Source organism: Streptomyces sp. ACA25 (genome assembly GCF_028200735.1).
Classification (GTDB): Bacteria; Actinomycetota; Actinomycetes; order Streptomycetales; family Streptomycetaceae; genus Streptomyces.
Map to the genome: position 1 here is coordinate 54,192 of NZ_JAQKPV010000015.1, position 25,929 is coordinate 80,120.

General features: G+C 71.0%; 24 protein-coding genes. 7 read left to right on the forward strand and 17 right to left on the reverse strand.

Features of this window, described 5'->3' with window-relative positions:
- Positions 1-9: 9 nt before the first annotated feature.
- Positions 10-456 carry an SRPBCC family protein gene (locus PJ985_RS20335; RefSeq protein WP_271685306.1) on the reverse strand — a complete coding sequence of 149 codons (447 nt, stop codon included), beginning with the start codon at positions 454-456 and terminating at the stop codon, positions 10-12.
- A gap of 305 nt (positions 457-761) precedes the next feature.
- Here PJ985_RS20335 and PJ985_RS20340 point away from each other — a divergent pair, with 305 nt between their 5' ends.
- A complete protein-coding gene (locus PJ985_RS20340; RefSeq protein ID WP_271685307.1) occupies positions 762-2,564 on the forward strand; it encodes an AMP-dependent synthetase/ligase in 1,803 nt (600 codons plus the stop codon).
- 48 nt (positions 2,565-2,612) lie between these two features.
- Here PJ985_RS20340 and PJ985_RS20345 read toward each other — a convergent pair whose 3' ends face one another.
- The 5 genes from PJ985_RS20345 to PJ985_RS20365 form a co-directional block, all read right to left on the reverse strand.
- Positions 2,613-3,764: a glycosyltransferase family 4 protein gene (locus PJ985_RS20345; protein WP_271685308.1), complete on the reverse strand. Its 1,152-nt coding sequence runs from the start codon at positions 3,762-3,764 to the stop codon at positions 2,613-2,615.
- Between the two features lie 112 nt (positions 3,765-3,876).
- Positions 3,877-4,959, reverse strand: coding sequence for a C40 family peptidase (locus tag PJ985_RS20350; RefSeq protein WP_271685309.1), 1,083 nt, complete (start codon positions 4,957-4,959; stop codon positions 3,877-3,879).
- Between the two features lie 254 nt (positions 4,960-5,213).
- Complete coding sequence (locus PJ985_RS20355) at positions 5,214-6,302, reverse strand: C40 family peptidase (protein ID WP_271685310.1); 1,089 nt, start codon at positions 6,300-6,302, stop codon at positions 5,214-5,216.
- Positions 6,303-6,589: 287 nt separating this feature from the next.
- On the reverse strand, positions 6,590-7,891 hold the full coding sequence (locus PJ985_RS20360) for an NYN domain-containing protein (protein WP_271685390.1): 1,302 nt from the start codon (positions 7,889-7,891) through the stop codon (positions 6,590-6,592).
- Between the two features lie 161 nt (positions 7,892-8,052).
- Entirely contained in the window at positions 8,053-8,292 is a 240-nt protein-coding gene (locus PJ985_RS20365) for a hypothetical protein (protein WP_271685311.1), read from the reverse strand.
- Between the two features lie 304 nt (positions 8,293-8,596).
- On the opposite strand from PJ985_RS20365, the gene PJ985_RS20370 reads away from it, so the two are divergent.
- A complete protein-coding gene (locus PJ985_RS20370) occupies positions 8,597-8,878 on the forward strand; it encodes an Lrp/AsnC ligand binding domain-containing protein (RefSeq protein ID WP_271685312.1) in 282 nt (93 codons plus the stop codon).
- Between the two features lie 54 nt (positions 8,879-8,932).
- On the opposite strand, the gene trpD is transcribed toward PJ985_RS20370, so the two are convergent.
- The 5 genes from trpD to ctaE form a co-directional block, all read right to left on the reverse strand.
- Positions 8,933-9,997, reverse strand: a complete 1,065-nt coding sequence (trpD, locus tag PJ985_RS20375) for an anthranilate phosphoribosyltransferase (protein ID WP_271685313.1) — start codon at positions 9,995-9,997, stop codon at positions 8,933-8,935.
- A 152-nt stretch (positions 9,998-10,149) separates the two neighbouring features.
- Positions 10,150-11,796, reverse strand: a complete 1,647-nt coding sequence (gene qcrB / locus PJ985_RS20380) for a cytochrome bc1 complex cytochrome b subunit (protein ID WP_271685314.1) — start codon at positions 11,794-11,796, stop codon at positions 10,150-10,152.
- The gene (gene qcrA, locus PJ985_RS20385; protein WP_271685315.1) at positions 11,793-12,872 is read right to left on the reverse strand and encodes a cytochrome bc1 complex Rieske iron-sulfur subunit; all 1,080 of its coding nucleotides are present in this window, start codon (positions 12,870-12,872) and stop codon (positions 11,793-11,795) included. Before qcrA ends, qcrB begins: the two co-directional genes overlap by 4 nt.
- Positions 12,869-13,678: a cytochrome bc1 complex diheme cytochrome c subunit gene (qcrC, locus tag PJ985_RS20390; RefSeq protein WP_271685316.1), complete on the reverse strand. Its 810-nt coding sequence runs from the start codon at positions 13,676-13,678 to the stop codon at positions 12,869-12,871. Before qcrC ends, qcrA begins: the two co-directional genes overlap by 4 nt.
- Before the next feature lie 71 nt (positions 13,679-13,749).
- Complete coding sequence (gene ctaE / locus PJ985_RS20395) at positions 13,750-14,373, reverse strand: aa3-type cytochrome oxidase subunit III (protein ID WP_271685317.1); 624 nt, start codon at positions 14,371-14,373, stop codon at positions 13,750-13,752.
- A 188-nt stretch (positions 14,374-14,561) separates the two neighbouring features.
- On the opposite strand from ctaE, the gene PJ985_RS20400 reads away from it, so the two are divergent.
- A complete protein-coding gene (locus PJ985_RS20400) occupies positions 14,562-14,963 on the forward strand; it encodes a hypothetical protein (protein WP_271685318.1) in 402 nt (133 codons plus the stop codon).
- A gap of 197 nt (positions 14,964-15,160) precedes the next feature.
- Here PJ985_RS20400 and PJ985_RS20405 read toward each other — a convergent pair whose 3' ends face one another.
- The 3 genes from PJ985_RS20405 to ctaC are packed head-to-tail and all read right to left on the reverse strand — an operon-like array spanning position 15,161 to position 18,248.
- The gene (locus tag PJ985_RS20405; RefSeq protein WP_271685319.1) at positions 15,161-15,559 is read right to left on the reverse strand and encodes a cytochrome c oxidase subunit 4; all 399 of its coding nucleotides are present in this window, start codon (positions 15,557-15,559) and stop codon (positions 15,161-15,163) included.
- A complete protein-coding gene (gene ctaD / locus PJ985_RS20410; protein WP_443033540.1) occupies positions 15,556-17,292 on the reverse strand; it encodes an aa3-type cytochrome oxidase subunit I in 1,737 nt (578 codons plus the stop codon). The genes PJ985_RS20405 and ctaD overlap by 4 nt, the downstream gene beginning before the upstream one ends.
- Positions 17,289-18,248, reverse strand: a complete 960-nt coding sequence (gene ctaC, locus PJ985_RS20415) for an aa3-type cytochrome oxidase subunit II (protein WP_271685320.1) — start codon at positions 18,246-18,248, stop codon at positions 17,289-17,291. Before ctaC ends, ctaD begins: the two co-directional genes overlap by 4 nt.
- 273 nt (positions 18,249-18,521) lie before the next feature.
- Here ctaC and PJ985_RS20420 point away from each other — a divergent pair, with 273 nt between their 5' ends.
- Positions 18,522-19,922: a cysteine desulfurase/sulfurtransferase TusA family protein gene (locus PJ985_RS20420; protein ID WP_271685321.1), complete on the forward strand. Its 1,401-nt coding sequence runs from the start codon at positions 18,522-18,524 to the stop codon at positions 19,920-19,922.
- Between the two features lie 27 nt (positions 19,923-19,949).
- Here the strand turns inward: PJ985_RS20420 and PJ985_RS20425 are convergent, their stop codons facing one another.
- Complete coding sequence (locus PJ985_RS20425) at positions 19,950-20,930, reverse strand: carbohydrate kinase family protein (protein WP_271685322.1); 981 nt, start codon at positions 20,928-20,930, stop codon at positions 19,950-19,952.
- A 140-nt stretch (positions 20,931-21,070) separates the two neighbouring features.
- On the opposite strand from PJ985_RS20425, the gene PJ985_RS20430 reads away from it, so the two are divergent.
- Entirely contained in the window at positions 21,071-22,657 is a 1,587-nt protein-coding gene (locus tag PJ985_RS20430; RefSeq protein ID WP_271685323.1) for a hypothetical protein, read from the forward strand.
- Positions 22,658-22,796: 139 nt separating this feature from the next.
- On the opposite strand, the gene PJ985_RS20435 is transcribed toward PJ985_RS20430, so the two are convergent.
- A complete protein-coding gene (locus PJ985_RS20435) occupies positions 22,797-23,150 on the reverse strand; it encodes a HesB/IscA family protein (protein WP_271685324.1) in 354 nt (117 codons plus the stop codon).
- A 300-nt stretch (positions 23,151-23,450) separates the two neighbouring features.
- On the opposite strand from PJ985_RS20435, the gene nadA reads away from it, so the two are divergent.
- On the forward strand, positions 23,451-24,629 hold the full coding sequence (nadA, locus tag PJ985_RS20440) for a quinolinate synthase NadA (protein ID WP_271685325.1): 1,179 nt from the start codon (positions 23,451-23,453) through the stop codon (positions 24,627-24,629).
- A gap of 98 nt (positions 24,630-24,727) precedes the next feature.
- Here nadA and PJ985_RS20445 read toward each other — a convergent pair whose 3' ends face one another.
- On the reverse strand, positions 24,728-24,892 hold the full coding sequence (locus PJ985_RS20445; protein WP_271685327.1) for a hypothetical protein: 165 nt from the start codon (positions 24,890-24,892) through the stop codon (positions 24,728-24,730).
- A gap of 91 nt (positions 24,893-24,983) precedes the next feature.
- On the opposite strand from PJ985_RS20445, the gene PJ985_RS20450 reads away from it, so the two are divergent.
- Entirely contained in the window at positions 24,984-25,865 is an 882-nt protein-coding gene (locus tag PJ985_RS20450; RefSeq protein ID WP_271685328.1) for a GNAT family N-acetyltransferase, read from the forward strand.
- Positions 25,866-25,929 lie beyond the last annotated feature (64 nt).

The following is a 25,929-nucleotide window of genomic DNA, read 5'->3' on the forward strand; positions in this document are numbered from 1 at the left end:
GGGCCACGGTCAGCGGGTCACGCTCTCGACCCGCTTCTTGAGGCCGTCCAGGGCCCGGTCGATGATGACCTTCTCGGCCTTGCGCTTGATGGTGCCGAGCATGGGGATCTTGACGTCGACGGTCAACTGGTAGGTGACGTCGGTGCGCTCCCCTCCAGCGGCCGGGACGAGGCGGTAGGAGCCGTCCAGCGCGCGCAGCATCTTCGACCTCACCAGTGACCAGCGGACCTCGTCCGTGCCGGACCACTCGTACGCCAGGGTGTGCTCGTCCTTGATGGCTCCGGCATCGAGCAGCAGCCGGACCTCCTCCGCCCGGCCCCGGTCGTCGGTGGAGAGGATCTCGGCCTCCTTCACCTCACCGGTCCATTCCGGGTAGCGGCCGAAGTCGGAGATCACCGCCATCACCTCGGCCGGTGACGCCTCGATGGTGATGCTTGACCTGGTGTGCTCCGCCATCGCCGTGGCTCCTCAATTTCGCCCGCTGCCGTTCGCAGGAAGGCTACCGCGCGTCTCACCGCGCCCGGCCGGCCACCGGAACACCGCCTCGGTCCGGCCAGGATTCGCCTTCTCCGGTCTGGGGGTACCCTGCCAGAAAGAGCCCGGAATGTGACACGGGGCACATCACGGGCAGGGAAGCCACCCCCGTGCCGGTACCGGAGGATGACGTCCGGCAGTCGATTCCGGGGCCCGCCGCGGTCTCGCCGTACCGCAGCCGACGGTGGCCGGCCCCGCCTCCCCGGCCGGCGTGACGAGGAGCAATTGTGCGCGAGTTCGGCCTTCCGGCCTTGTATCAGGTGTCCGACGAGAGCAGCCTTCCGCAACTGCTGCACCGCAACGCCGCCCGCCACCCGGACGAACCGGTGGTGTCGCACCGGCAGGGGGACAGCTGGCAGGACATCGGCGCGGCCGCGTTCCTGGACCAGGTGCGGCAGGTGGCCAAGGGCCTGATGGCCTCCGGGGTGGAGCCCGGGGACCGGGTGGGCCTGATGTCCCGTACCCGCTACGAGTGGACCCTGCTGGACTTCGCGATCTGGTCGGCCGGGGCCGTCACCGTCCCCGTCTACGAGACCAGCTCGGCGGAGCAGGTGGCCTGGATCCTGCAGGACTCCGGGGCGGTGGCCTGCGTGGTGGAGACGCAGGAGCACGCCGAGACGGTGGCGTCGGTCCGGGCCAGGCTGCCCGGGCTCACCCGGCTCTGGCGGATCACCGCGGCCGGGGACGAGGCAGCCGTACCACTGCTGACAGCCGCCGGCCGTGAGGTGACGGACGAGGCGCTGCGGGACGTGGAGGCCACCGTGTCGGCGGACTCCGTGGCCACCCTCATCTACACCTCCGGCACCACCGGGCGGCCCAAGGGCTGTGTGCTGAGCCACCGGGCCTTCCTGGCCGAGTGCGGAAACGTGGTGGAAGGGCTGAAGCCGCTGTTCCGCACCGGGGAGAGCTCGGTCCTGCTGTTCCTGCCGCAGGCCCACGTCTTCGCCCGCATGGTGGAGGTCACCGCGGCGCTGGCACCGATCCGGCTGGGCCACGTGCCGGACGCCAGGACCCTGACCGACGACCTGAGCACGTTCCGGCCGACCATCATCCTCGCGGTCCCGCGGGTGTTCGAGAAGGTGTACAACGGCGCCCGGGCCAAGGCGCAGGAGGACGGCAAGGCCAAGATCTTCGACCGGGCGGCGGACACCGCCGTCGCGTACAGCCGGGCGCTGGACGCCGGCGGGCCGGGAAGAGGACTGAAGCTCCGCCACGCGCTCTTCGACCGGCTGGTCTACCGCAAGCTGCGCGCGGTGCTCGGCGGCCGGGCGACGCACGCCATCAGCGGCGGCGCCCCGCTGGGGGAACGGCTCGGGCACTTCTACCGGGGCATCGGCTTCACCGTCCTGGAGGGCTACGGGCTGACGGAAACGTGCGGTGCCACCGCCTTCAACCCGCACGACGCCCCGAAGGTCGGCACCGTCGGCCGGCCGCTGCCGGGCTCCTCGGTGCGTATCGGGGAGGACAACGAGGTGCTGGTCACCGGGGAACACCTCTTCACCGGGTACTGGAACAACGAGTCGGCCACCGCCGACTCGATGGAGGACGGCTGGTACCGCACCGGCGACATCGGCTCACTGGACGACGAGGGCTATCTGACGATCGGCGGCCGGAAGAAGGAGATTCTGGTGACGGCCGCCGGCAAGAACGTCTCACCCGCGGTCATCGAGGACGGCATCCGCTCCCACGAACTCGTCGCCGAGTGCATGGTGGTCGGCGACGGCCGGCCCTTCGTGGCCGCGCTCGTCACCGTCGACGACGAGTTTCTGCCCCGCTGGGCGGAGAACCACGACCTGGCCGACCGTCCGCGGGAGGAGCTGCTGCAGTCCCCCGAGCTGCTGGCAGCGGTGCAGGAGGCGGTGGACCGGGGCAACAGCGCGGTCTCCCGGGCGGAGTCGGTACGCAAGTTCCGCATCCTGCCGGAGCAGTTCTCCGAGGAGTCCGGTCACCTCACGCCGTCGATGAAGCTGAAGCGGCACGCGGTCGCCAAGGACTACAGCGAGGAGATCGAGGCGCTCTACCGGAAGTGACCCGGACCCGCTCGGAGGTTCCGGAGGGCTCGGCAGGACGGGGCCGGCTCAGAGCAGGTCCTCGAGCCTGGCTGCCAGGAGGTCCCGGCGCCAGCGCTCCTCCACCCAGGCCCGGCCGCGTTCCCCCATCCGGCGGCGCAGCGCGGAGTCCCCGAGGAGCGCCACCACGCGCTCGGCGGTCTCGGCCGGCGCGGTGCCGGCGGCACCCCGCACGATCCAGCCGGTCTCTCCGTCGAGCACCGCGTCCGGGGCTCCGCCGGAGTCCCCGGACACCACCGGCAGGCCGGTGGCGGAAGCCTCCAGGTAGACGATGCCGAGCCCTTCCACGTCCAGACCGCCTCGCCGGGTGCGGCAGGGCATGGCGAAGACGTCGCCCGCACCGTAGTGCGCGGGCAGATCCCGCCAGGGCACCGCGCCGGTGAAGCGGACCGAGCCGGCCACCCCGGTGCCGGCCGCCAACCGCTCCAGGTCCCGGCGGTACGGACCGTCGCCCACGATCAGCAGGACCGTCTCCGGTTCCGCGGCCAGGATCCGGGGCATCGCCCGGATCAGCGTGTCCTGTCCCTTGCGCGGCACCAGCCGGGAGACGCAGACGACGACCGGGCGATCCGTCAGGCCGAGGCCGGCCCGCACCGCCGCGCCGCCCGAGTCGGGGTGGAACGTCTTCTCATCGACGCCCGGAGTCAGCTGCACCATGCGGGCGGCGGCCTCCGCCGTGAGCGCCGCGGCGATCCGGAGCCGGGTGTACTCCCCGAGGTAGGTCAGGGTGTCCGTGCCGTCTCCTATCCGGCGCAGCAGCCGACGGGCGCCCGGCAGCTGGGCCCAGCCCGCCTCGTGCCCGTGGGTGGTGGCCACCAGCCGCTCGGCACCGGCCCGGCGCAGGGCCGGACCCATCAGCCCGAGGGGGGCTGCTGCCCCGAACCAGACCGCGGAACAGCCGTGCTCCCGCAGCAGTGCACTCGCCCGCCGGGTGACCCGGGGGGTGGGCAGCAGCATCGTGGCCCGGTCCCGGACCACCGGGAACGGCTGCTCGGCGTCGAAGGCCGCGGTGGCCTCGGCGCTCTCCCGGTCCCGCTTCCAGGTGGAGGCGTAGACGACCACCCGCTGCGGATCGAGGCGCAGCGCCATGCTGTGCAGGAAGGCCTGGATACCGCCCGGGCGGGGCGGGAAGTCGTTGGTCACGATGAGGGTCTTGCGCATCGCCACGACCCTATCCCCCCGGGCTCCCGGCCGGACAGCGGCCGGGAGCCCGACGGCGGACGGGAGCGGAGATGCGGCGGGAGCAGGCGGGCGGACCGGGAGCCGGGCCCGCTCAGGGCCGGACCACCCCGGACACCGGCATCATGCCGACGGGGTCGTAACGGACCTGGGTTCCGGGGTAGGGAGCGTGCACCACCTGGCCGCCTCCCACGTACATGCCGATGTGGCTGGCGTCGCTGCGGTAGACCACCAGGTCACCGGGCTGGACCTGGCTCAGCGGCACCCGCCGCCCGGCACCGGCCTGGGCCTGGGAGGTGCGCGGCAGGGAGACCCCGGCCCGCGCGTACGCCCACTGCATCAGCCCGGAGCAGTCGAAGCCGTTCGGCCCGGTCTGCCCCCAGACATACGGCTTGCCGAGTGCCTGACGGACGGCAGAAACCGCCGCGCCGGCCCTCCCGGAGGCCGGGACGGCAGAGACCGGGGCCGTCTCCCCGGACGCCGCGGCGGCCCCGGACGCCCGGTCCTCGCGGGCCTCGCGGGCCTCGCGGTCCGCGGAGCGGGCGGCTCGCTCACGCTCCCGGCGTTCCTCGGTGGACAGGCGCTCCAGCTGCCTCCGGGCGGCTGCCAGCTTCTCCTGCACCTCCTGTTTCTGGCGGGCCAGCCGGGATTTCTCCCGCTCCAGCTCACCCAGCGTCCCTTCGGCCTCTGCACGCCGCTGTTCCATCAGGCGCTGCGCGGTGCGCAGCTCGCGGAGCTCCCCCGCCTGCCGGGTGGTGATCCGGTCCAGGGTGGAGACCCGTCCGAGGTACTGCTCGGGGTCCTCGGAGAGCATGAGCGCCACCTCCGGATCGACCCCGCCCGAGCGGTACTGCGCGGCGGCGAGGGAGCCCAGGGAGTGCCGCTTGCTGTTGACCTCCGCCTGGCCCCGGGCCAGCTGGTCCTGCCGCTGCTCGACTTCGGCCCGCAGCTCCTCGACTCGCTCCGAAGTGCCGTTGTACGCCTCCACCGCGCGCTCGGCATCGGCGAAAAGCTCATCCACCCGCTCGGTGGCCGCGGTGCTCGAGGAGGAGCCGCCCGGCTCTGCGGCCACCGGGACAACGGTGAGAACCGCCACCGCACCGGCGGCGGCGGACAGTACGCCGGCCCGGGCGGCCCGCCCCGGAGCGGTGTGCGGAGGACGTCGGTGTGCACCCACTGCTGACCGCGCTCCCTTCGATCGAGATCGGAGAGCAGAATGTAGCGGCGCGGAAGCGGGGATCACGACGCCGCCGCGCCCCCGGGAAGCCGGACCGGGCGGCACAGCCGCAGGTCACGCCGGGGACGCGGCGGGGTGATGAACTTTTCGGGAACCACCCGGACGGAGGAGGCGCACGGGGCGCCGGGCCGTTCCGCGGGCGGTGCCGACGGCCCGTCCGGAGGGTGTGCCGGCCGGGCCGCGAGCGGGGCGGGTCAGCCCACGCGGACACCGAACTGGAAGGGCATGACGTTCACGCCGTCGTACTTCACCGTGCTGTTCGAGTTCGGAGCGTGGACGATCTGCCCGTTGCCGACATACATGCCGACGTGGCTCAGACCGCTGTAGTAGAAGACCAGGTCGCCCGGCTGGAGCTGACTCTGGGTCACCCGGGTGCCGGCGTTGGCCTGCTGCTGGGAGGTGCGCGGCAGGGAGACCCCGGCCTGGCTGTAGGCCCAGCCGGTGAGCCCGGAGCAGTCGAAGGTGTTGGGCCCGGTGGAGCCGTACACGTAGGGGGAGCCGACCTTGCTCTGCGCGGCGCTGAGCGCCGAGGCTGCCCGGGAGGAGCCGGCCGGCGCGGAAGGCGTGCTGGGGGTGCTGGTGGCGCTCTCCAGCGTGTCGCGGCTGCCCGCGTCACGGGTGGCTCGCTCGGCCTGCTCCGACGCCCGCTGCTGCGCGGCGGCCTCCTCTGCGGCGAGCGCCGACCGCTCCTCTTCGGTGAGACGGTTGAGGAGGGCCCGGGCTTCGCTCAGCTTGCCCTGGATCTTCTCCTTCTTCTCCTTGATCTCCCCGCGGGTCTCCTCCAGCTTCTCCAGCTTCTCCGAGGCCTCTTCGCGCTGCTGAGCGAGCGTGCGCTGCTTGGTCTGGATCTTGCGGAGGGCCTCGGCCTGCTTCCCCGACACCTGGTCGAGAGTGGAGGCGCGGTCGAGGTAGCCGTCGGGGTCGGCGGAGAGGAAGAGCTGCACGGACGGGTCGACCCCGCCGTTGCGGTACTCGGCGGTGGCCACGGAACCCACGCTGTTGCGCAGCTTGTTGAGCTCCTCCTGGCCACGGGCCACCGAGCCCTGGAGCTCCTCGGCCTGCTCCTGGAGGTTCTCGGCCTCCTCGGTGGCACCGTTGTACTCGTCGGTGATATCGGCGGCTTCCTCGTAGAGGGCGTCGACGCGCTCCTTGACCTCGTCCTTGGTCGGAGTGGGGTCTGCGTGCGCTGCCTGCGAGGTGAGGGCGACGGTGGCGGCCGCGGTGGCTCCGAATATGGTCACACGGGCGCGGCTCGGCTGCTTGGGACGACGGTGGGACGCCACTAAGGCGAGCTCCTTCTTCCTCAGCCGCCTGCCGGGCCGTTGGGCGTGGCCCCGGCTCCGCGGTCTTGCTACGGATTCGGCGGTGTCTTCACGGTCATCCCCATTGGATGATCTACCGCGTGAAGGTTCGAGCCCTGACACTAGCGAGGGCCCATAGCCCAATCAAATCTTCCGGGTGTTTTTTTACTTTGCTCACACCGGCGGCGACCAGCTTTCGACTCTCCGTTGACAAAAATCGACAACACCGGTCACAACAGGCAACTTTCCGGACCAAGGGGCCAAACAGCTCAGGTCCGGGCAAGCCGCCGCAAGAGCAGCGCGGGCGCGATGGGCCGGGCACCGAACCTGGCCACCCCGTCCGCCACCTCCCGGTCCGCGGACACCACCATGACCGGCCGGCCCGGCGGTTCGGCCCGCACGAGCTGCCGGATGAGGTCATCAGCGGTCCGCCCCGGCTTGCTGAAGAGCACCCGTACCCCGCGCGGCGGGGTCAACAGCACCGGCGCGGCCAGCTCGGCACCGTCGAAAACGCACGTCATCTCGGCCCCGCTCTGCGCCGCCAGCACGGCGAGCCCGCCCAGCAGCCGGGTGCGCTGCTTCTCCAGGGGCATGGTGGGATACCCGCTCTTGGTCACGTTGTAGCCGTCCACCACCACGTGTGCCTGAGGCAGCGCCAGCAGCTGGTCCAGCAGGGCCGGATCATCCTCCGCGAGGGCCCGCTGCGCGACGTCTCCCGGGGTCATGCCGCCGGGAACGACCGCCTCCACGGTCTCCGCCGGGCGCAGTTGCACGGGCGGCAGAGCCAGCTCCCGGCGCAGCCCCTGCGCGGCCTCCAGCACCGTGTCGAGCAGCAGCCGCAGCCGCATGTCCTCGATGCTGCGGCCCTCCCGGGCAGCCTTGCGGCCGGCCTCCAGCGCCGTCTCCGCCTCACCGAGCCGTGCCCTCAGGCGGCGTGCCTCACTGTCCGCGGCGGCCCGCGCCGTCGCCGCCTCCGCCCGCGCCACGTCGAACTCGGCGCGCAGTTTCCGGAGCGCGGCCTCCCCGCGCCGTACGTCGCTCTGGGCACTGCGCAGTCTGCGGTGTGCCGACTCCCCCTCCTTGCGCGCGGCTTCCAGCTCGGCGCGCATCCGGTCGGTGTCCCGGCGCGCCGCGGTCCGCACCTGCGCCAGCTCCTCCCGGAGCCTGACCAGCTCCCGCTCGCGCTCCTCGCCGGCCCGCTCGGCCTGCAGGCGGTGCGCTTCCTCCCCGGCCGCCGACACCAGCTTCGTCCAGCCGGGCGGGCGCAGTACGTAGGCCGCCATGGCGACGTCCACCGGATCGGCCGCGGCCGGCACCACGTCGTTCTCCAGCGCCGTGGCCAGCTCCGGCTGATCGGCACGCAGCCGGGCGGCGACCCGCAGCCGGAAACCGGTGTCGTTCTCCAGTGCCGCGGCCATCGCGCTGCCGCCGAACCTGACCCGGCGGGAAGGGGTGAACCGCGCGAACTGCCTCAGTGCAGCGGGGAGTTCGGCCATCGTCAGACCCGCGAACGCCTCCCCCGCCACCGCGATGACCCGGTGCCGGACCTTCTCGGGCAGGGGGCCGTCCAGCTCCTCGGGCTGCGGTGTGCCGGACTGCGGGGCAAGCTCCTCGGCCTGCTCCGTTCGGCCGTCCCCGTCCCCGGGACGCACCGCGGATCCAGCCGCCGCCTCCGGGTCCGCGGAGCCCGCCGCGTCCTGGTCCCTGGGGTCCGGCACCGCGCCCACCGCCGTCAGGCCTGGGTGCCGGGCCGCTCGACCAGCTCCACCTGGTCGACCGCGCCGCACCAACGGCAGCGGACGGATTCGACGCGGTCGCTGAGCACCTCCCGCTCCTCGACCTCCGGTTCTCCCGAGAGGTCGAGATGCAGGAACTCGACCACTCTGCTGGAGCGGGTCACATCGAAGCGGGTGAGATTGCCGCACAGGGAGCACCGCCAGCGGGTCCCTGCCGTGGGCTGAGAGAGCGCCATGGTCTCGTCCTACTTTCTCGGCTCGGCACTGCGGAGGGCTGACGAGTGTCCCTTGTCACCCTACGGCCTGTACGGCGGCGCAGGTCACCGGCGAGGGTGCCCATGATCATCCGGTGCTGCGGGCGCGACGCCCGCACGGCACGCTTCCCCGTCCGAACGCCCCGCTTCCACGGGGAAACGTGACCGCTTCCCCGACCCGCCGCACTCCGGCACTCACCGCCCGTGACCAGTGACCGTGTGCGGAGACGCTCGTCTAGAGTGTGAACGGCGATCTCCATACATCACCCCAGGGAGCAGCCCCGTCATGATCACGTCGATTGTGCTCATCAAGACCAGCGTGGATCAGATCCCGGAGATCGCGGAGCAGATCGCGGCGCTGGAGGGAGTCAGCGAGGTCTACTCCGTGACCGGTGCGCACGATCTGATCGCCCTGGTCCGGGTGGCCCGGCACGACGATCTTGCGGAGGTCATCCCGGGCCGCATCAGCAAGGTGCCGGGAGTCGAGTCCACCGAGACGCACATCGCCTTCCGCACCTACTCGCAGCACGACCTGGAGGCGGCCTTCGCGATCGGCCTCGACTCCTGACCCGGTACCGCGCCGGGCCGCCCGCGACGGCCGGACCCCGCCGGGCGGGGCCGGTCAGCGGTGGCTCGCGGCCACCCAGCGCTCCAGCGTGGCCCTGGCGGCGCCGGAGTCGATCGACTCGGCCGCCTTCACCATGCCCGCGGCGAGCTGCTCGGGCAGCGGGCCGTCGGCCTGCTCCAGCGCCACCAACGCGGCAGCCGAGTTGAGGAGCACCGCGTCCCGCACGGGGCCGCGCTCCCCTTCCAGCAACCGCCGGGCCACGTCGGCGTTGTAGGCGGCGTCCGCACCGCGGAGCGCCTCCACCGGCACCAGCTCCAGACCCACGCTGCGCGGATCGAACGCCTCCCGGCGGACCGCTCCCCCGCGCACCACCCAGACCGTCGAGGTGGCCGTCGTGGTGAGCTCGTCCAGGCCGTCGTCCCCGCGGAAGACCAACGCGGAGCTGCCGCGCTCCGCCAGCACGCCGGCGACGACCGGGGCCATCCGGGGGTCCGCCACACCCGTCGCCTGGGCCCGGACCCGGGCCGGATTGGTCAGCGGGCCGAGAAAGTTGAAGGTCGTCGCGATGCCCAGCTCCTTGCGCGCCGCGGCGACGTGCCGCAGCGCGGGGTGGAACTTCACCGCGAAGCAGAAGCTGATTCCCGCCTCGACGGCGACCTCCGCGACCCGCTCGGGGGTCAGCTCCAGATTGACGCCGAGCTTCTCCAGCACGTCGGAGGCCCCGCTGGCGCTGGAGGCCGCCCGGTTGCCGTGCTTGACGACCTTCGCCCCGGTGCCGGCCACCACGATGGCGGACATCGTCGAGATGTTCACCGTCCTGGCCCGGTCGCCGCCGGTGCCGACGATGTCCACGGTGGCGCCGGGCACCTCGATGGTCCGGGCATGCCGGTACATGGTCTCGACGAGACCGGTCACTTCCTCGACGGTCTCGCCCTTGGCACGCAGCGCCACGGCGAACCCGGCGATCTGGGCGTCGGTCGCCTCACCGGACATGATCCGGTCCATCGCCCAGGCAGTGGAACCACCGGTCAGGTCCTGGCCTGCGAGGAGCGAGCTCAGCACGTCCGGCCAGGTGTGCGCCGCCGCGGTGTCGCCTCCTGCGGGGGTCACGCTGCTCATGGTGGGCTCCGGGATTCGGCGGCGGACGGGGGCACACGGGCCGGCGGTGTCGCCACAAGCATCACGCCGGGGCTCTTGATCCTAGTGGCGGCGGAACGCCCGAGCGGCCCCGTCCGCACAATGGACGGGGCCGCTCGGGCGGACAGCAGAGGTCAGTGGTGACCCTCGCCGCTGGTGATCTGGCGGTACTCCTCGGCGGTCGGCTTCGTGACCTGACCGCTCTCCCCGAAGTAGCCACGGCTGATCCGGACCCGCAGCTTCTCCAGCCGGCCGACCTTGCGCGGCACACCGTTCTCATCGGTGAGCTCGCCGAGATCGTGCGCGTGGTACTGGTCGTGCGCCGTGAGGCGGTACAGCTCCGCGCGCGGCAGCGGCTCGTGCACCTCGGTGAACTCACCGTGCGGCAGCCGCTTGATGATCCCGGTCTCCCGGCCGTGCAGCACCTTCTCCCGGTCCCGGCGCTGCAGACCGAGGCAGATGCGGCGCACCACGATGAAGGTCACCACCGGGAGGACGAAGAAGCCGATCCGGCACGCCCAGGTGAGTGCGTTGAGCGACAGGTTGAAGTGCAGGGCCCACAGGTCGTTGCCGCCCGCGACGAGGGCGACGAAGTACCAGCTGAGCCACGCCACACCGAACGCGGTCCGGGTGGGGGCGTTGCGGGGGCGCTCCGCGATGTGGTGCTCGCGCTTGTCCTTGGTGACCCAGCTCTCGAAGAACGGGTACAGCGCGATGACCGCCAGCATGAGCGGGAACACCATGAGCGGAACGAGCAGCCCGAGGTTGAGGGTGTAGTTGTTGAACAACACCATCTCCCAGGCCGGCATGAGCCGCACCAGGCCCTCGGAGAAGCCCATGTACCAGTCGGGCTGGGCGTTGGTCGACACCTGGTCCGGCCGGTAGGGGCCGAGCACCCATACCGGGTTGATGCTGGTTGTCGCGGCGATCAGCGACATGGCACCGAAGACCAGGAAGAAGAACCCGCCCGCCTTGGCCATGTAGACCGGGAACAGCGGCATGCCGACGACGTTGCCGTTGCTCCGCCCGGGACCGGCGTAGTGGGTGTGCTTGTGGTAGACGACCAGGATCAGGTGCGCGGCGATCAGCCCGAGCATCAGGCCGGGCAGCAGCAGCACATGGACCACGAAGAACCGCGGGATGATGTCGTGGCCGGGGAACTCCCCGCCGAACAGCAGCATCTGCAGCCAGGTGCCGACCACCGGCACCGCGAGGATCGCACCCTCCATGAACCGCACGCCGGTACCGGAGAGCAGGTCGTCCGGCAGCGAGTAGCCGGTGAGGCCGGTGAACATGGCCAGCAGCAGCAGCGTGAAGCCGAAGAGCCAGTTGATCTCGCGCGGCTTGCGGAACGCCCCGTTGAAGAACACCCGCATCATGTGGAAGAAGAGACCGACCACGAAGATCAGTGCGGCCCAGTGGTGAATCTCCCGCATCAGCAGGCCACCGCGGACGTCGAAGCTGATGTCCAGCGTCGAGGCGTAGGCCTCCGACATCAGTACGCCCTGCATCGGGACGTAGGAACCGCTGTACTCGACCTCGGCCATGCTCGGCACGAAGAAGAGCGTGAGGTAGATGCCCGTGAGGATCAGGATGATGAAGCTGTAGAGAACGACTTCCCCGAGCAGGAAGGACCAGTGATCCGGGAAGATCTTGCGCATGTTGGACTTGGCGAGGCTGTAGACGCCCAGCCTGCCGTCGGCCCAGTCGGCGACCCGCTCACCGGCGGGGGCTTTGCCCCGGCGGTCCTTGCTCGTCGACGTGTCCGTTGCCGTACTCATCCGCGCTCCCAGAAGCTCGGGCCGACCGGCTCGTCGAAGTCGCCGAGCGCCTCGAGGTAGCCGTCATCGTTCACTGTGATACGCAGCTGCGGCAGGGGGTGGCCCGCCGGCCCGAAAAGCACCCTGGCACCGTCGGCGAGGTCGAAGGTCGACTGGTGACACGGGCACAGCGCGTGGTGTGTCTGCTGTTCGTAGAGAGTCGCCGGACAGCCGATGTGGGTACAGATCTTCGAGTAGCAAAGGATGCCGTCGTAGCCCCAGTCGGCCGACTGCTGGTCCCTGATGTCCTCCGGCTCGATCCGCACCAGCATCACCGCGGCCTTGGCGATCTCCTGGAGGAAGTCGTGGTCGTGGATGTCCAGACCCTCCGGCATCGCCTGGACGAGCGAGCCGGTGGTGATGTCCTCGGGGCGCAGCGGCTGCATCGTGTTCTCGTTGATGATCAGGCTGCCGGGCTGCCAGGCGGTGTGGAACAGCTTGTCACCGGGCGCCGGACCGAGGTCGCGCAGCAGGACCACACCGGAGAGCGGCACCAGGGCCAGCGCACCGAACATGCTGTTGCGCATCAGCTTCCGGCGGCCGAAGCCGATGCCGGACTCCTCGGTCCCGCGGCGGAACTGCTCGAGGACGTAGGCCTTGGTCTCGGGCGTTGCCTCGACCTGGTGGCGGTCCTCGGAGGTCTCCACGTCGTTCATCAGGGTGCGGGCCCAGTGGACGGCACCCGCACCGATGAACACCAGCGCCAGCCCGAGCGTGCCGCCGAGGGCGAAGTTGAGCATGCTGATGTTGCCGAGCGGCCAGATCGTCGTGATCTGATCGATCGGGATGAGCGCGTACGACAGGATGAAGCCGACCGTGGCCAGCATCGAAGCGATGAACAGCAGTGCCACGATGCGTTCGGACCGCTTGGCGGCCCGCTCGTCCACGTCCTGCCGGCGGTACTCGTGCCCGGGCAGTCCCGGGTCGGCGAACGGGTCGTCCACCAGGGCTGCCTCGCCGCGCTGACGCTCGTCGGGCAGAAACTCTTCCGACGGGTCCAGTGACTCGTCGTTCTTGGATCCAGTCTGGCTACTCATGACTTCCTGGCCTTAGCGGTGTGAGCACCGACCCACACGGACGCGACGATGAGCACACCGATGCCGAAGGTCCACGCGAAGAGACCTTCGCTGACCGGCCCGTAACCACCGAGGGAGAACCCGCCGTGGTTGGGGGCCTCGGAACTGTTGACCGCGGCCAGCCAGGCGATGATGTCCCGCTTCTCCTGCTCGGGCATGATCCCGTCGGGGTACTCCGGCATGTTCTGCGGGCCGGTGAGCATCGCCTGGTAGATCTGCTTCGGTTCGACATCGTGCAGGTTCGGGGCGTACTTCCCGTGCGTCAGGGGACCGCCCTGGCCGGTGAAGTTGTGGCACTGCGCACAGTTGGTGCGGAACAGTTCGCCGCCGCGGGCGGAGTTGCCCTCCGCCGGGTCGTACTGGCCGGGCTCGGGGACGGAGGGCCCCGGGCCCAGCGAGGCGATGTAGGCGGCCAGCTGGGCGGTCTCGGCGTCGTTGTAGACGGCCGGCTTGTTCGGGGCCTGCGGGCCCGGGTTCTGCATCGGCATGCGGCCGGTGGCGACCTGGAAGTCGACGGCCGCGGCGCCCACACCCACGAGGGAGGGACCCGCTTCGGTGCCCTGCCCGCCGGTGCCGTGGCAACTGGAGCAGCCCACCGCGTAGAGCTTCATTCCCTCCTCGACAGCGATGGAATGCTCCGCGGTGTCGGCCTGGGCTTCACCCGCGGGAGAGAACGCGGCGTACAGCCCCCCTGTGGCCGCCAGCGCGAAGATGAGGACGACGAGCGCCGCCAGCGGATGGCGCCGTCGTGCGGAGAGCTTTTTCACGGATTACCCCGGTGGTCAGGATTTTCTGCGTCGGTGCATGGAATGTGCGTGCGGTGCGGGTGCGGGTGCGGCTACCGGATCAGGTAGATCGTGGCAAAGAGGCCGATCCAGACCACGTCCACGAAGTGCCAGTAGTAGGACACGACGATGGCTGACGTGGCCTGTTCATGGGTGAAACGCCGGGCGGCGTAGGTCCGGGCCAGGACGAACAGGAAGGCGAAGAGACCTCCCAGCACGTGCAGGCCGTGGAACCCGGTGGTGAGGTAGAACGCCGAGCCGTAGGGGTCGCCCGAGAGCGTGATGCCCTCGTGCGCGACCAGCTCCACGTACTCGGTGACCTGGCCACCGATGAAGACGGAACCCATGACGAAGGTGATCGAGAACCACAGTCTGAGCCTCTTCACGTCCCCGCGCTCGGCGGCGAACACGCCGAGCTGACAGGTCAGCGAGGAAAGCACCAGGATCGTGGTGTTGACCGCCGCGAAAGGCAGGTTCAGCAGATCCGCCTGCGCCTCCCAGTACTCGGCTCCCATCACCGACCGCAGGGTGAAGTACATCGCGAAGAGGGCCGCGAAGAACATGAGCTCCGAGGACAGCCAGATGACTGTCCCCACGCTGGTCATGTTCGGTCGGTTGACCGCAGGGTGCTGCGCGTGCCCGGTGTCTAGTGCAGTTGCTGTCGCCACGCCCGACATTATGTCGGTCGCTTATCCCGCGCTCACCCCGGGGGTGCCGTTCGGTGTGTCAAAGCCGCGTGTACTGCGGGAACGGCTCGCCCCCGGCCGGTGCGGACCCGGCCGCGCCGCCTGCGGGACGCCCCTGTGCCGTCGTATACGGCCCGACCGAGTAGCATCCGCGGAACGGGCCCGACGGAGGAGGACGGATGCAGCGCACGGCGACGGTGCTGGTCTACAGCGATGACGCCAACACTCGTGAGCAGGTGCGGCTCGCCGCCGGGCGGCGCCCCGCGGCTGATGCCCCACAGATCGAGTATGTGGAATGCGCCACCCTGCCGGCGGTGCTCAGCACCCTGGAGGAGGGCGGCATCGACGTCTGCGTGCTGGACGGCGAGTCGACCCCCGCGGGCGGCATGGGGGTCTGCCGGCAGATCAAGGACGAGATCTACAACTGTCCGCCGGTCCTGCTCCTCATCGGCCGCCCCCAGGACGCCTGGCTGGCCACCTGGAGCCGCGCCGAGTCCGCGGTGGCCCATCCGCTGGAGGCGGGCGAGCTCGCCGCCTCCCTCGCCGCTCTGCTGCGCCGCCGGCTGCCGCACGTGGCCTGACCAGCCTCTGAGCTTTCGCAGCGCACCGCGCGGCCCGCAGACCCCTGCGGCCGCGCGGTGCGCTTTCTGCGGCCCTCCTGGCCTGTCGGTGACTGTCCAGGGGCCGGGTCGGAGCATGAGGAAGGGCGGCCCCTGGACAGGTGTCCGGGGGCCGCCCTCTTGTCTCGCTGTTCCTGCTTGCGCAGGTCGGGCCGGTGCTACTGGGTCTGGTTCTCTCCCCGGTAGTACTCGAACACCCACAGCCACAGGCCGATCACCAGCAGCGGGGCGGTGAACCAGAGGAACCACCAGCCGAAGACCGGGCCGAGGAAGGCGAACATCGCCCCCGCGCCGAGCGCCAGCGGCGCCCAGCTGTGCGGGCTGAAATGGCCCAGCTCCCCCGCGTCGTCCGCGACATCGGCATCCTTGTTGTCCTGCGCCCCGGCATCCACCCGGCGGGCGGTGAAGACCAGGTAGAACCCGACCATGATGGAAAGGCCGAAGGCCAGGAAGAGCGCGGTGGTGCCCACCGGCTCCCTCGACCAGAAGCCGTATACGGCGGCGACGACGAGGAAGAAGGCCGCCAGCCAGTTGAACATGTGCCCCTGGATCTTCACTTCTTGGCACCCTCTCCACGGTCATCGGGCGAGATAACGTCCGGGTCCCGGTTCTCCAGCTGATCGAGCGACGACACCTCGGGGTGGTGCAGGTCGAACGCCGGCGACTCGGAACGGATCCGGGGCAGGGTGACGAAGTTGTGCCGGGGGGGCGGGCAGGACGTCGCCCACTCCAGGGAACGGCCGTAACCCCACGGGTCGTCCGTCTCGACCTTCTCCCCGTACTTCCAGGTCTTCCAGACGTTGTAGAAGAACGGAAGCATCGAGAGGCCGAGCAGGAACGAGCTGATCGTCGAGATCATGTTCAGCGTGGTGAACCCGTCCGCTGCCAGGTAGTCGGCGTAGCGGCGCGGCATGCCCTCGGCGCCCAGCCAGTGCTGCACCAGGAAGGTGCCGTGGAAGCCCACGAACAGCGTCCAGAAGGTGATCTTGCCGAGCCGCTCGTCGAGCATCTTGCCGGTGAACTTGGGCCACCAGAAGTGGAAGCCCGCGAACATCGCGAAGACCACCGTGCCGAAGACGACGTAGTGGAAGTGCGCCACCACGAAGTAGGTGTCCGAGACGTGGAAGTCCAGGGGCGGCGAAGCCAGGATGACGCCGGTCAGACCACCGAAGAGGAAGGTGACCAGGAAGCCGATCGTCCACAGCATCGGGGTCTCGAAACTGAGCGACCCCTTCCACATCGTGCCGATCCAGTTGAAGAACTTGACGCCGGTCGGCACCGCGATGAGGAACGTCATGAACGAGAAGAACGGCAACAGCACCGCTCCCGTGACGTACATGTGGTGTGCCCACACGGTCACCGAGAGGCCGGCGATCGCGATCGTCGCACCGATCAGACCGATGTAGCCGAAGATCGGCTTACGGCTGAAGACCGGGATGACCTCCGAGACGATGCCGAAGAACGGCAGCGCGATGATGTACACCTCTGGATGGCCGAAGAACCAGAAGAGGTGCTGCCAGAGGATGGGACCGCCGTTGGCGGCATCGAAGATGTGCGAGCCGAACAACCGGTCGGACGCCAGTCCGAACAGCGCGGCGGCCAGCACCGGGAAGGCCAGCAGGACCAGCACACCGGTCAGCAGGACGTTCCAGGTGAAGATCGGCATCCGGAACATCGTCATGCCCGGAGCGCGCATGCAGATGATCGTGGTGATGAAGTTGACCGCGCCGAGGATGGTGCCGAATCCACCGAGGATCAGGCCCATGACCCACATGTCCGCGCCGACACCCGGCGAGCGGACCGCGTCGGACAGTGGTGAGTAGGCGAACCAGCCGAAGTTGGCCGCACCCTGCGGGGTGAAGAAGCCGGCCACGACGATGAGGCCGCCGAACAGGTACAGCCAGTAGGCCAGCATGTTCAGCCGCGGGAACGCCACGTCGGGCGCGCCGATCTGCAGCGGCATGATCCAGTTCGCGAACCCGGCGAAGAGCGGGGTCGCGAACAGCAGCAGCATGATCGTGCCGTGCATGGTGAACAGCTGGTTGAACTGCTCGTTGGTCACGACCTGGTTACCGGGGCGGGCCAGCTCGGCGCGCATGACCAGCGCCATCACGCCGCCCACGATGAAGAACAGGAACGAGGTGATCAGATAGAGCGTGCCGATGGTCTTGTGATCCGTGGTGGTCGCCCACCGGACCACGATGTTGCCGGGCTCTTTCCGGTACACGGGCGGCGTCGCCGTCGGCGGACCCGAGATGGCCGGCTCCTGGGAGTTGTCGAGGATGCTCACGGGTTGTTCGTCTCCGCGTTTCTGGCGGCGTCCGTCTGCTCGATGCCCGCCGGGATGTAGCCGGTCTGGCCCCTGTCGGCCAGATCCTGCAGGTGCTCCTGGTATTCCTCGGGAGACACCACCTTGACGTTGAAGAGCATGCGGGCGTGGTCAACGCCACAGAACTCGGCGCACTTGCCCATGAAGGTGCCCTGCTTGTTCGGGGTCACCTCGAAGCGGTTCGTGTGCCCGGGAATGACGTCCACCTTCATCAGGAACGGCACCACCCAGAAGGAGTGGATGACGTCCCGGGAAGTCAGGATGAACTGCACCGACTCGCCCTCGGGGAGCACCAGGGTCGGCCCCGGGTCGTTGGTGTCCGGGTCACGGTCGTCGGGCGTGCCGATGTCCCACACGCCGTCGGCGTTCTCCGGCACCGCCTCCATCATGCGGTCCGGGATGCCCCCGAGCTCCGGAGCGGTGCGGGCGTCGCCGTCGGAGGCACCGACCGGCTCCAGGTAGTTGAAGCCCCAGCTCCACTGGAAGCCGACCACGTTGATGACGTGATCCGCGTCGTCGGACACCCTGGTGAGCTCGGTCTGGTCACGCGCGGTGAAGTAGAAAAGCACCGATACGATGATCAGTGGAACTAGCGTGTACAAGGCCTCGATGGGCAGGTTGTACCGCGTCTGCGGAGGTACCTCGACCTTTGTTCTGGACCGCCGGTGGAAGTAGACACTCCACAGGATGAGGCCCCAGACCAGCACACCCGTAATAAGGGCAGCAGCCCACGAGCCCTGCCACAGGGACAGGATCCGCGGCGCCTCCTCCGTCACCGGAGTGGGCATGCCAAGGCGGGGAAAGTCCTCTGATGTGCAACCTGTCGCGGTTGCCAGGACCAGGCCCGCGATCAGCGCCTGCGGCAGAATCCGCCGCATCGGGCGCCGCGACGAGCGGTCGGAGCCGTTGGGACTCACGTAGCGCCTTCCCGAGAGTCTCGCCCGTAGGCCGGCCGCAGCCTTCGCACGGAGCGGGGCACCGGCCCTGGCACGGGCAGGGGTTTGGATGTTTATGCGGACCAAACCCTACTGGACGCCCTGTGCGGTCGCGCGAGGAGGGTGCCCAACGCGGCGTGCCCCCTTCCCAGGGGGCGGAACTGGCCCTGCGGAGCCCCGGGTGACGCCCCGCAACGTGCCCGCTCCCGGCGGCCCGCGGCCCGGAGTGCCCCCCCGCGACGATAGCGTTTCCGCGTGTCCTACTTCGATGCCGCCTCCTCTCTCCCCTGGCACCCCGTGGCACGGGAGGCTCTCGCCGCAGCCCTGGAGGACGGCTGGGCCGATCCCACCCGGCTGCACCGCCAGGGGCGACGGGCCCGCATGCTGCTGGACGCCGCCAGGGAAAGCGCCGCGGAGCAGGTGGGCTGCCGCCCCGACGAGCTGGTCTTCACCTCCTCCGGCACCCGGGCACTGCACACCGGGATCGCCGGAAGCCTCTCCGCCCGTCGGCGTGTCGGGCGCCACCTGCTGGTCTCCGCGGTCGAGCACTCGGCCGTGCTGCACGCCGCCGGCGTCCACGAGCGGGACGGCGGCACGGTCACCGAAGTGGCCCCGGACCGCGGCGGCCGCGTCGATCCCGGTGACTGGGCCGGCCGGCTCCGCAGGGACACCGCCCTGGCCTGCCTGCAGTCCGCCAACCACGAGGTCGGCACCGAGCAGCCGGTGGCCGAAGTGGCCGCCGCCTGCGGGGCGGCCGGCGTCCCCCTGCTGGTGGACGCCGCCCAGTCACTGCCCTGGGGGCCGGTGCCCGGCGAGTGGTCCCTGCTCACCGCGAGCGCCCACAAGTGGGGCGGGCCGGGCGGGGTAGGACTCCTCGTGGTGCGCAAGGGAGTGCGCTTCGCCGCTCCGCAGCCGGCGGACGAGCGGGAGTCCGGCCGCGCCCCCGGCTTCGGCAGCCTGCCCGACGTGGTGGCCGCGGCGGCCTCGCTGCGCGCCGTCCGGCAGGAGGCGGTGAAGGAGGCGGCGCGGCTGCGGAAGCTCGTCGACCGGATCCGCGACCGGGTACCACGGCTCGTTCCGGACACCGAGGTGGTCGGGGACCCGCTGCGGCGGCTGCCGCACCTGGTCACCTTCTCCTGTCTCTACGCCGACGGCGAGGCCCTGCTGCACGCCCTGGACCGGGAGGGCTTCGCCGTCTCCTCCGGTTCCTCGTGCACCTCCAGCACCCTCACCCCCAGCCATGTGCTGCGCGCCATGGGAGTGCTCTCCGAGGGCAACGTCCGGGTCTCCCTGCCACCGGGCACCCGCGAGGAGGACGTCGAGCGGTTCCTCGCCGTGCTGCCCGGTGCCGTGGAATCGGTGCGGGAGCAGCTGGCGGGTCCGGCGCCGGCCGGACCCGGACCGGGCCCGCGGCCCGAGTCCGTCACGGTCGATTCGCTGGGGAAGCTCTGCCCGGTGCCCGTCATCGAACTGGCCCGGGCGATCGAGGGGGTGCCGGTCGGTGGCATCGTCACGGTGCTGTCCGACGACGGCGCTGCCGGGCTGGACATCCGGGCCTGGTGTCATCTGCGCGGGCAGGAGTTCCTCGACGAGCGGGACCTGGACAGCGCGGACCCGGATCGCGGCACGGCGTACCGGGTGCGCCGTGCCGCGTGACCCTTCGCGGGTCGGCTCCCCCGGGGCTCAGCCGCCCTGCACGTGGGCGCGGACCTCGTCCGCGGCGTCGTGGCCGTATGCCTTCGCGAAACGCTCCATGAAGGAGCCCCGGCGCAGCTCGTACTCCTGGGTGCCCACCGTCTCGATGACCAGGGTGGCCAGCATGCAGCCCAGCTGAGCGGAACGCTCCAGCGTGGTGCCCCAGGCCAGGCCGGCCAGGAAGCCGGCCCGCAACGCGTCACCGACGCCGGTCGGATCCGCCTTGGTCTCCTCCTGCGGGCAGCCCACCCGCAGATCCGGCTCACCGGCCCGCTCGATCAGCACCCCCCGGGCACCGAGCGTGGTGACCCGGGTGCCGACCTTCGCCAGGATCTCCTCGCCGGTCCAACCGGTCTTCGACTCGATGAGCGAGCCCTCGTACTCGTTGCTGAAGAGGTACGCGGCGTCTTCCGTCAGGGCGCGGATCTCCTCCCCGTCCATCCGGGCGAGCTGCTGCGAGTAGTCGGCGGCGAACGGGATGCCGCGGCTGCGGCACTCCTCGGTGTGCCGCCGCATCGCCTCGGGGTCGTCGGCACCGATGTGCACCAGATCCAGTCCGCCGACCCGGTCCGCGACCGTCTTCAGCTCGATGAGCCGGGCCTCGCTCATCGCACCCGTGTAGAAGGAACCGAGCTGGTTGTGGTCGGCGTCGGTGGTGCACACGAAGCGCGCGGTGTGCAGCACCTCCGAGATCCGGACGGACTCGGTGTCCACACCGTGCCGGTCCAGCCAGGCGCGGTACTCGTCGAAGTCCGCGCCCGCGGCGCCGACCAGGATCGGGGCGGCACCCAGCTGCCCCATGCCGAAGCAGATGTTGGCGGCGACCCCGCCCCTGCGCACATCGAGCTGGTCGACGAGGAACGACAGGGAGACGGTGTGCAGTTGGTCCCCGACGAGCTGGTCGGCGAACCGGCCGGGAAAGGTCATCAGATGGTCGGTGGCGATGGAGCCGGAGACGGCGATGCGCACGGCAGGTCTGCTCCTGGAAAGGGGGCGGGCGGACTCCTCAGGCTACCGCCGGACGGCAAGGGACCACAGACCCGGGAACCGGCAACGGGTGCGGCCCGTCCAAGAGACGCATCATCCATCCGCACCCGAGGAGCGTTGCCGTGGCTGACCAGGACACCGTGGACCACCCCCCTGCGGACGCCCTTCCCCTCCCGGCCCGCCGCCGCCACTGGCCGGCCGCGGCCGCGGTGGCGGCCTCCGTGGCGCTGCTCGCGGGCGGGATCTACGGCGGGCAGACGCTGTTCGGCACGGCCGGTGACGAGGCCGCGGGCCCGGAGGCCGCTGCGCCGGACGCCACCGGCAACCTGGAAGCCGACTCCCTGGCGTCCTCGGACGCGGCCCGCGTCGTGCTCGTGGCGACCGAGGATCTCCCGGACGGACCCGAACGGGCCGCGGTGCACCGCTTTTCCGGCAGTGTCGGTGCGGCGGAGGTGACGGAACTGGCCAGAGCCCTGGGGCTGTCGGGCACGCCGGAGTTGCGCGACGGGACCTGGCGGGTCGGCGCCCCGGCAGGCTCCCCCGACTCCCCCCGCTCCTCCGGCCCGGCACCCGACGCGCCCGGCGCCGCGCAGCCGGTGCTCACGGTCTCCGCGGAAGCCCCCGGCGAGTGGTCCTTCCACTCCTACGGGGATCCCGGGCAGCCGGTCCCGGCCCCGGGCACCGGCACCGAGGACCTCCCCGGGGCCGGGAAGGGAGGCGAGGGCCAGGGCGTCGATCCCTCGGAGGGCACGGACGGCCGGGCGGACGCGGAGCCGGTGATGCCCGGCGCCCCGGTCGACCCGGTGCCGGAGAAGACCGCGCTGGCCGCCGCCCGGCCCCTGCTGGAGACGCTCGGTCTGCAGGACGCGCAGCTGGAGACCGAGGAGCAGTGGGGCGACAGCCGGACGGTGCGGGTCGCTGACCAGGTGTCCGGTCTTCCGGTGCACGGCGCGGACACCGTGCTCGAGGTCGGCCCCGGTGGTGAGCTGCGGAGCGGCTACGGCAGGCTGCTGACCCCCACGGCGGACGGGGAGCATCCGCTGTTGAGCGCGCAGGAGGCCCTGGACACGCTGAACGGTGAGTCCGCGGCGCAGGGTTCCGCGGACGCGCGGGAGGACGGGGCCGAAGTCGCGCCTCCGGAGGGAAGCACCGAGGTCCCGGTGACGGGCGCGCACCTGGCGCTGAGCCTGGAGCACGCCGGGGCCGAGCCGCTGCTGGTGCCGGTCTGGGTCTTCGAGGCGGGCGAGCGCGACGCGCGCTACGCGGTGACGCAGCCTGCCGTCGACCCCGGGACGCTGGGCCTGCGCGACGGCGAGGCCGGGGACGGCGGGCACCCCGGGGCAGGAGCGGCGGAGCCCGGCAGCCCGGGCCAGGTGGAGCCCGCCCCGCCGCTGGAGCCGCTGCCTCCGGACGCCCCCGGCGGGCCCGGTGACGTGCCGGACCTGACGGACGCGGGCATGTCGGTGGACGCCTACGGTCCCGGGGACCGTGTCCTCACCCTGCACTTCTGGGGCGGAGTCTGCGACGAGTACGCCGGAGCCGCGGAGGAGTCCGGGGACACCGTCCGGCTGCGCACCGAGACGGTCGGCGGTACCGACGATGTCTGCATCATGATCGCGGAGCGGACCTCGGTCCGGGTGAAGCTGGACGCGCCGGTCGGGGACCGGACACTGGTGGACGAGCGCGGCGAGGAGATCCCGGTGCGCTGAGCGGCAGGGGCAGGCGCTGACACGCCCGCCACGCGCTCCTGCCCCGGAGCGCACGGAAGGGGGCGGCCCGGACGGGGCCGCCCCCTTCAGCTGTCTGTCGGAGGCGCGGAACACCACGCCCGGCCCCGCCGGGGACGGCTCAGCTGAACGAGTCGCCGCAGGCGCAGGAACCCGTGGCGTTCGGGTTGTCGATGGTGAAGCCCTGCTTCTCGATGGTGTCGACGAAGTCGATGGAGGCGCCGCCCAGGTAAGGGGCGCTCATCCGGTCGGTGACCACCTTGACGCCGTCGAAGTCCTTGACGACATCTCCGTCGAGCGAACGCTCATCGAAGAAGAGCTGATAGCGCAGCCCGGAACATCCACCCGGCTGAACTGCGACGCGGAGGGCGAGATCATCGCGACCCTCCTGCTCGAGCAGGGTCCTGACCTTCCCCGCGGCAGCGTCGGACAGGATGATGCCGTCACTCACAACGGTCTGGTCCTCAACGGACATCTGCTTCTCTCCCGGGTAGTACGGACTGCTCTGCCTATTGCTGGAACGCCCGGCACCGCCGAGGCATTCCGGTGTCGGCATGTCTCTTTCCTCCCCGCCATGCTCGCACACCGTCGCGCCTCGGGTCACGGCTCGCGGCACCGGACCGGCCGGCGCGCAGCGGGATGCGTCACATTGACACGAGCTGCATCGTCGAACTGACGCGAAGCGGTTATCATAGATAACGTCAGATCGACGAAAAGCCAGGTGAAGCGGTCTACTGCTGCTTCGAGGCATCCGACGCAACGGAAAAGGTGTGCCGTGAACACCGCCCAGCCCTTGGACGTCCAGCCCACCCCGCTGGCCCTGCTCCTGCTCGGCCGCGAAGCCGACCCGGCCAGTGAGCGCGGCGTGGACTGTCCCGGTGACCTCCCGGCCGCCTCGGACCCGGACCTGGTCGAACGGGCGCGTGCGGCCAAGGCCGCGCTCGGCACCCGGGTCTTCGTCCTGGGCCACCACTACCAGCGCGACGAGGTCATCGAGTTCGCCGACGTGACCGGCGACTCGTTCAAGCTGGCCCGCGAGGCGGCGGCCCGGCCCGAGGCCGAGTACATCGTCTTCTGCGGCGTGCACTTCATGGCCGAATCGGCCGACATCCTGACCTCCGACGCCCAGCAGGTCGTTCTCCCCGACCTGGCCGCCGGCTGCTCCATGGCCGACATGGCCAACGCCGAGCAGGTCGCCGAGTGCTGGGACGTCCTGACCGAGGCCGGCGTCGCCGGCACCACCGTGCCCGTCTCGTACATGAACTCCTCCGCCGACATCAAGGCCTTCACCGGCCGGCACGGCGGCACCATATGCACGTCCTCCAACGCCAAGCGTGCCCTGGACTGGGCCTTCGAGCAGGGCGAGAAGGTCCTCTTCCTCCCCGACCAGCACCTCGGCCGCAACACCGCGGTCCGTGACCTGGGGCTGTCCCTGAACGACTGCGTGGTCTACAACCCGCACCGGCCGAACGGCGGCCTCACCCCCGAGCAGCTCCGGGACGCGAAGATGATCCTGTGGCGCGGGCACTGCTCGGTGCACGGCCGCTTCTCCGTGGACTCGGTGCGCGATGTACGCGAGCGGGTGCCCGGCGTCAACGTCCTGGTGCACCCCGAGTGCAAGAACGAGGTCGTCGCCGCCGCCGATCAGGTGGGCTCCACGGAGTACATCATCAAGACCCTGGACGCCGCCCCGGCCGGCTCGAAGTGGGCGATCGGCACCGAGCTGAACCTGGTGCGGCGGCTGGCGAACCGCTACGCCGGGGAGGGCAAGGAGGTCGTCTTCCTCGACCGGACGGTCTGCTTCTGCTCGACCATGAACCGCATCGACCTGCCGCACCTGGTGTGGGCGCTGGAGTCCCTGGTGGACGGCAAGGTCGTCAACCGCATCCAGGTGGACCCGGAGACCGAGAAGTACGCCAAGCTCGCCCTGGAGCGCATGCTCAGCCTCCCGTAGCCGGGCACCGCGGCTGCTGCCGGCCGCACCCGCTCCATCCCGGCGACGGCGGTGGGGCCGGACAGGTTGTCCGGCCCCACCGCCGCCCGTCACGGGCACTACGGCCGGGAGGAAGGGCCGTGTCCGGCGAACGGAAGCGCGTCGAAGATCTCGCCGTCCCCTCCGGGCGGGTCCGGGTCCCGCACGCAGCCGTCCGCCACCACCAGCAGGCCCAGCAGCACGCCGACCAGCGCCGCGACCGTCACCCACGAACGCACACTCATTCTCGGATCATCCCACCGCTCCCCCGCCCGCACCGCCCCTCGACTTCACCGGGCTGGACCGGTGACCGCGCCCACGGCGAGGATGGACGGCATGCTGCTGCGCCAGGTCCGTGACACCCGGGACGACGCCTCCGCCGTACGGACCGTGGCCGCCGCCGCGTTCGCCGCCTCCCACGCCGCCAAGGGCGATGCACCGGAGGAGTGGTGGTCCCCGGAGGCCATCGCCGGGCACGAACGGACCACCCGGCACCTGGCCCGCACCGATCCGGGCGGCTGCTGGCTGGCGGAGGACGCCGCGGGCCGCCCGGTGGGCGCCGTGCGGGCCTCGCTCCGGGAAGGCACCTGGGGACTGTCCCTGCTCGCGGTGCTCCCCGAGGCGCAGGGCAACGGCGTCGGCACCGCACTGCTGGACCGCGCGCTGGAGTACGGCCGCGGCACGCTGCGCGGCATCATCTGCGGCTCCCGGCACCCGGTGGCCGCCCGCACCTACCGGCGGGCCGGCTTCACCCTGCACCCCGCGATGCGCATGCGGGGCACGGTGGACGCCACCCGTCTCCCCGCCCCCGACGGTCCTGCCCTCGAAGGCAGCGCCGCGCACCGGGACCTGATGGACTCCGTGGACCGCAGGATCCGCGGCGGCGCCCACGGCCCCGACCACCTGGAGCTGCTGCGGCACCACCGCGTGGTCGTCGCCGACGACCTGGCGGGCGGCGGCTACGCCTACGTCAGCGACGACGGCCGGGTGGAGCTCCTGGCCGCCACCTCCCGCCGCATCGCCACCCGGCTCCTCACCGCGGCCCTGCTGAGCCTCCCCGCCGGCGCCACCGCGCGGCTCGCCCAGCTCACCGCCGAGCAGGAGTGGGCGGTGGACGTCGGCCTGGCGGCCGGTCTGGAGCTGACCACGGCCGGCTACCTCTGTCTGCGCGGTATGCGCCCGCCCACCCCCTACATCCCCTCCGGTACTTTCCTGTGACCTGCCTGCGAACCTGCCGACTCCGTCACGCAGCGGGGCGTGTTTGCCTGGCCGAGCCGGCTGT

Excerpts from the sequence above, each read along its gene's own strand:
- PJ985_RS20450 (WP_271685328.1), top strand. The coding sequence starts at position 24,984 with ATGCTGCTGCGCCAGGTCCGTGACACCCGGGACGACGCCTCCGCCGTA.
- PJ985_RS20445 (WP_271685327.1), bottom strand. The coding sequence starts at position 24,892 with ATGAGTGTGCGTTCGTGGGTGACGGTCGCGGCGCTGGTCGGCGTGCTG.
- PJ985_RS20435 (WP_271685324.1), bottom strand. The coding sequence starts at position 23,150 with ATGTCCGTTGAGGACCAGACCGTTGTGAGTGACGGCATCATCCTGTCC.
- ctaE (WP_271685317.1), bottom strand. The coding sequence starts at position 14,373 with ATGTCGGGCGTGGCGACAGCAACTGCACTAGACACCGGGCACGCGCAG.
- PJ985_RS20400 (WP_271685318.1), top strand. The coding sequence starts at position 14,562 with ATGCAGCGCACGGCGACGGTGCTGGTCTACAGCGATGACGCCAACACT.
- qcrB (WP_271685314.1), bottom strand. The coding sequence starts at position 11,796 with ATGAGTACGGCAACGGACACGTCGACGAGCAAGGACCGCCGGGGCAAA.
- PJ985_RS20365 (WP_271685311.1), bottom strand. The coding sequence starts at position 8,292 with ATGGCGCTCTCTCAGCCCACGGCAGGGACCCGCTGGCGGTGCTCCCTG.
- PJ985_RS20345 (WP_271685308.1), bottom strand. The coding sequence starts at position 3,764 with ATGCGCAAGACCCTCATCGTGACCAACGACTTCCCGCCCCGCCCGGGC.
- PJ985_RS20335 (WP_271685306.1), bottom strand. The coding sequence starts at position 456 with ATGGCGGAGCACACCAGGTCAAGCATCACCATCGAGGCGTCACCGGCC.
- PJ985_RS20370 (WP_271685312.1), top strand. The coding sequence starts at position 8,597 with ATGATCACGTCGATTGTGCTCATCAAGACCAGCGTGGATCAGATCCCG.
- trpD (WP_271685313.1), bottom strand. The coding sequence starts at position 9,997 with ATGAGCAGCGTGACCCCCGCAGGAGGCGACACCGCGGCGGCGCACACC.
- qcrA (WP_271685315.1), bottom strand. The coding sequence starts at position 12,872 with ATGAGTAGCCAGACTGGATCCAAGAACGACGAGTCACTGGACCCGTCG.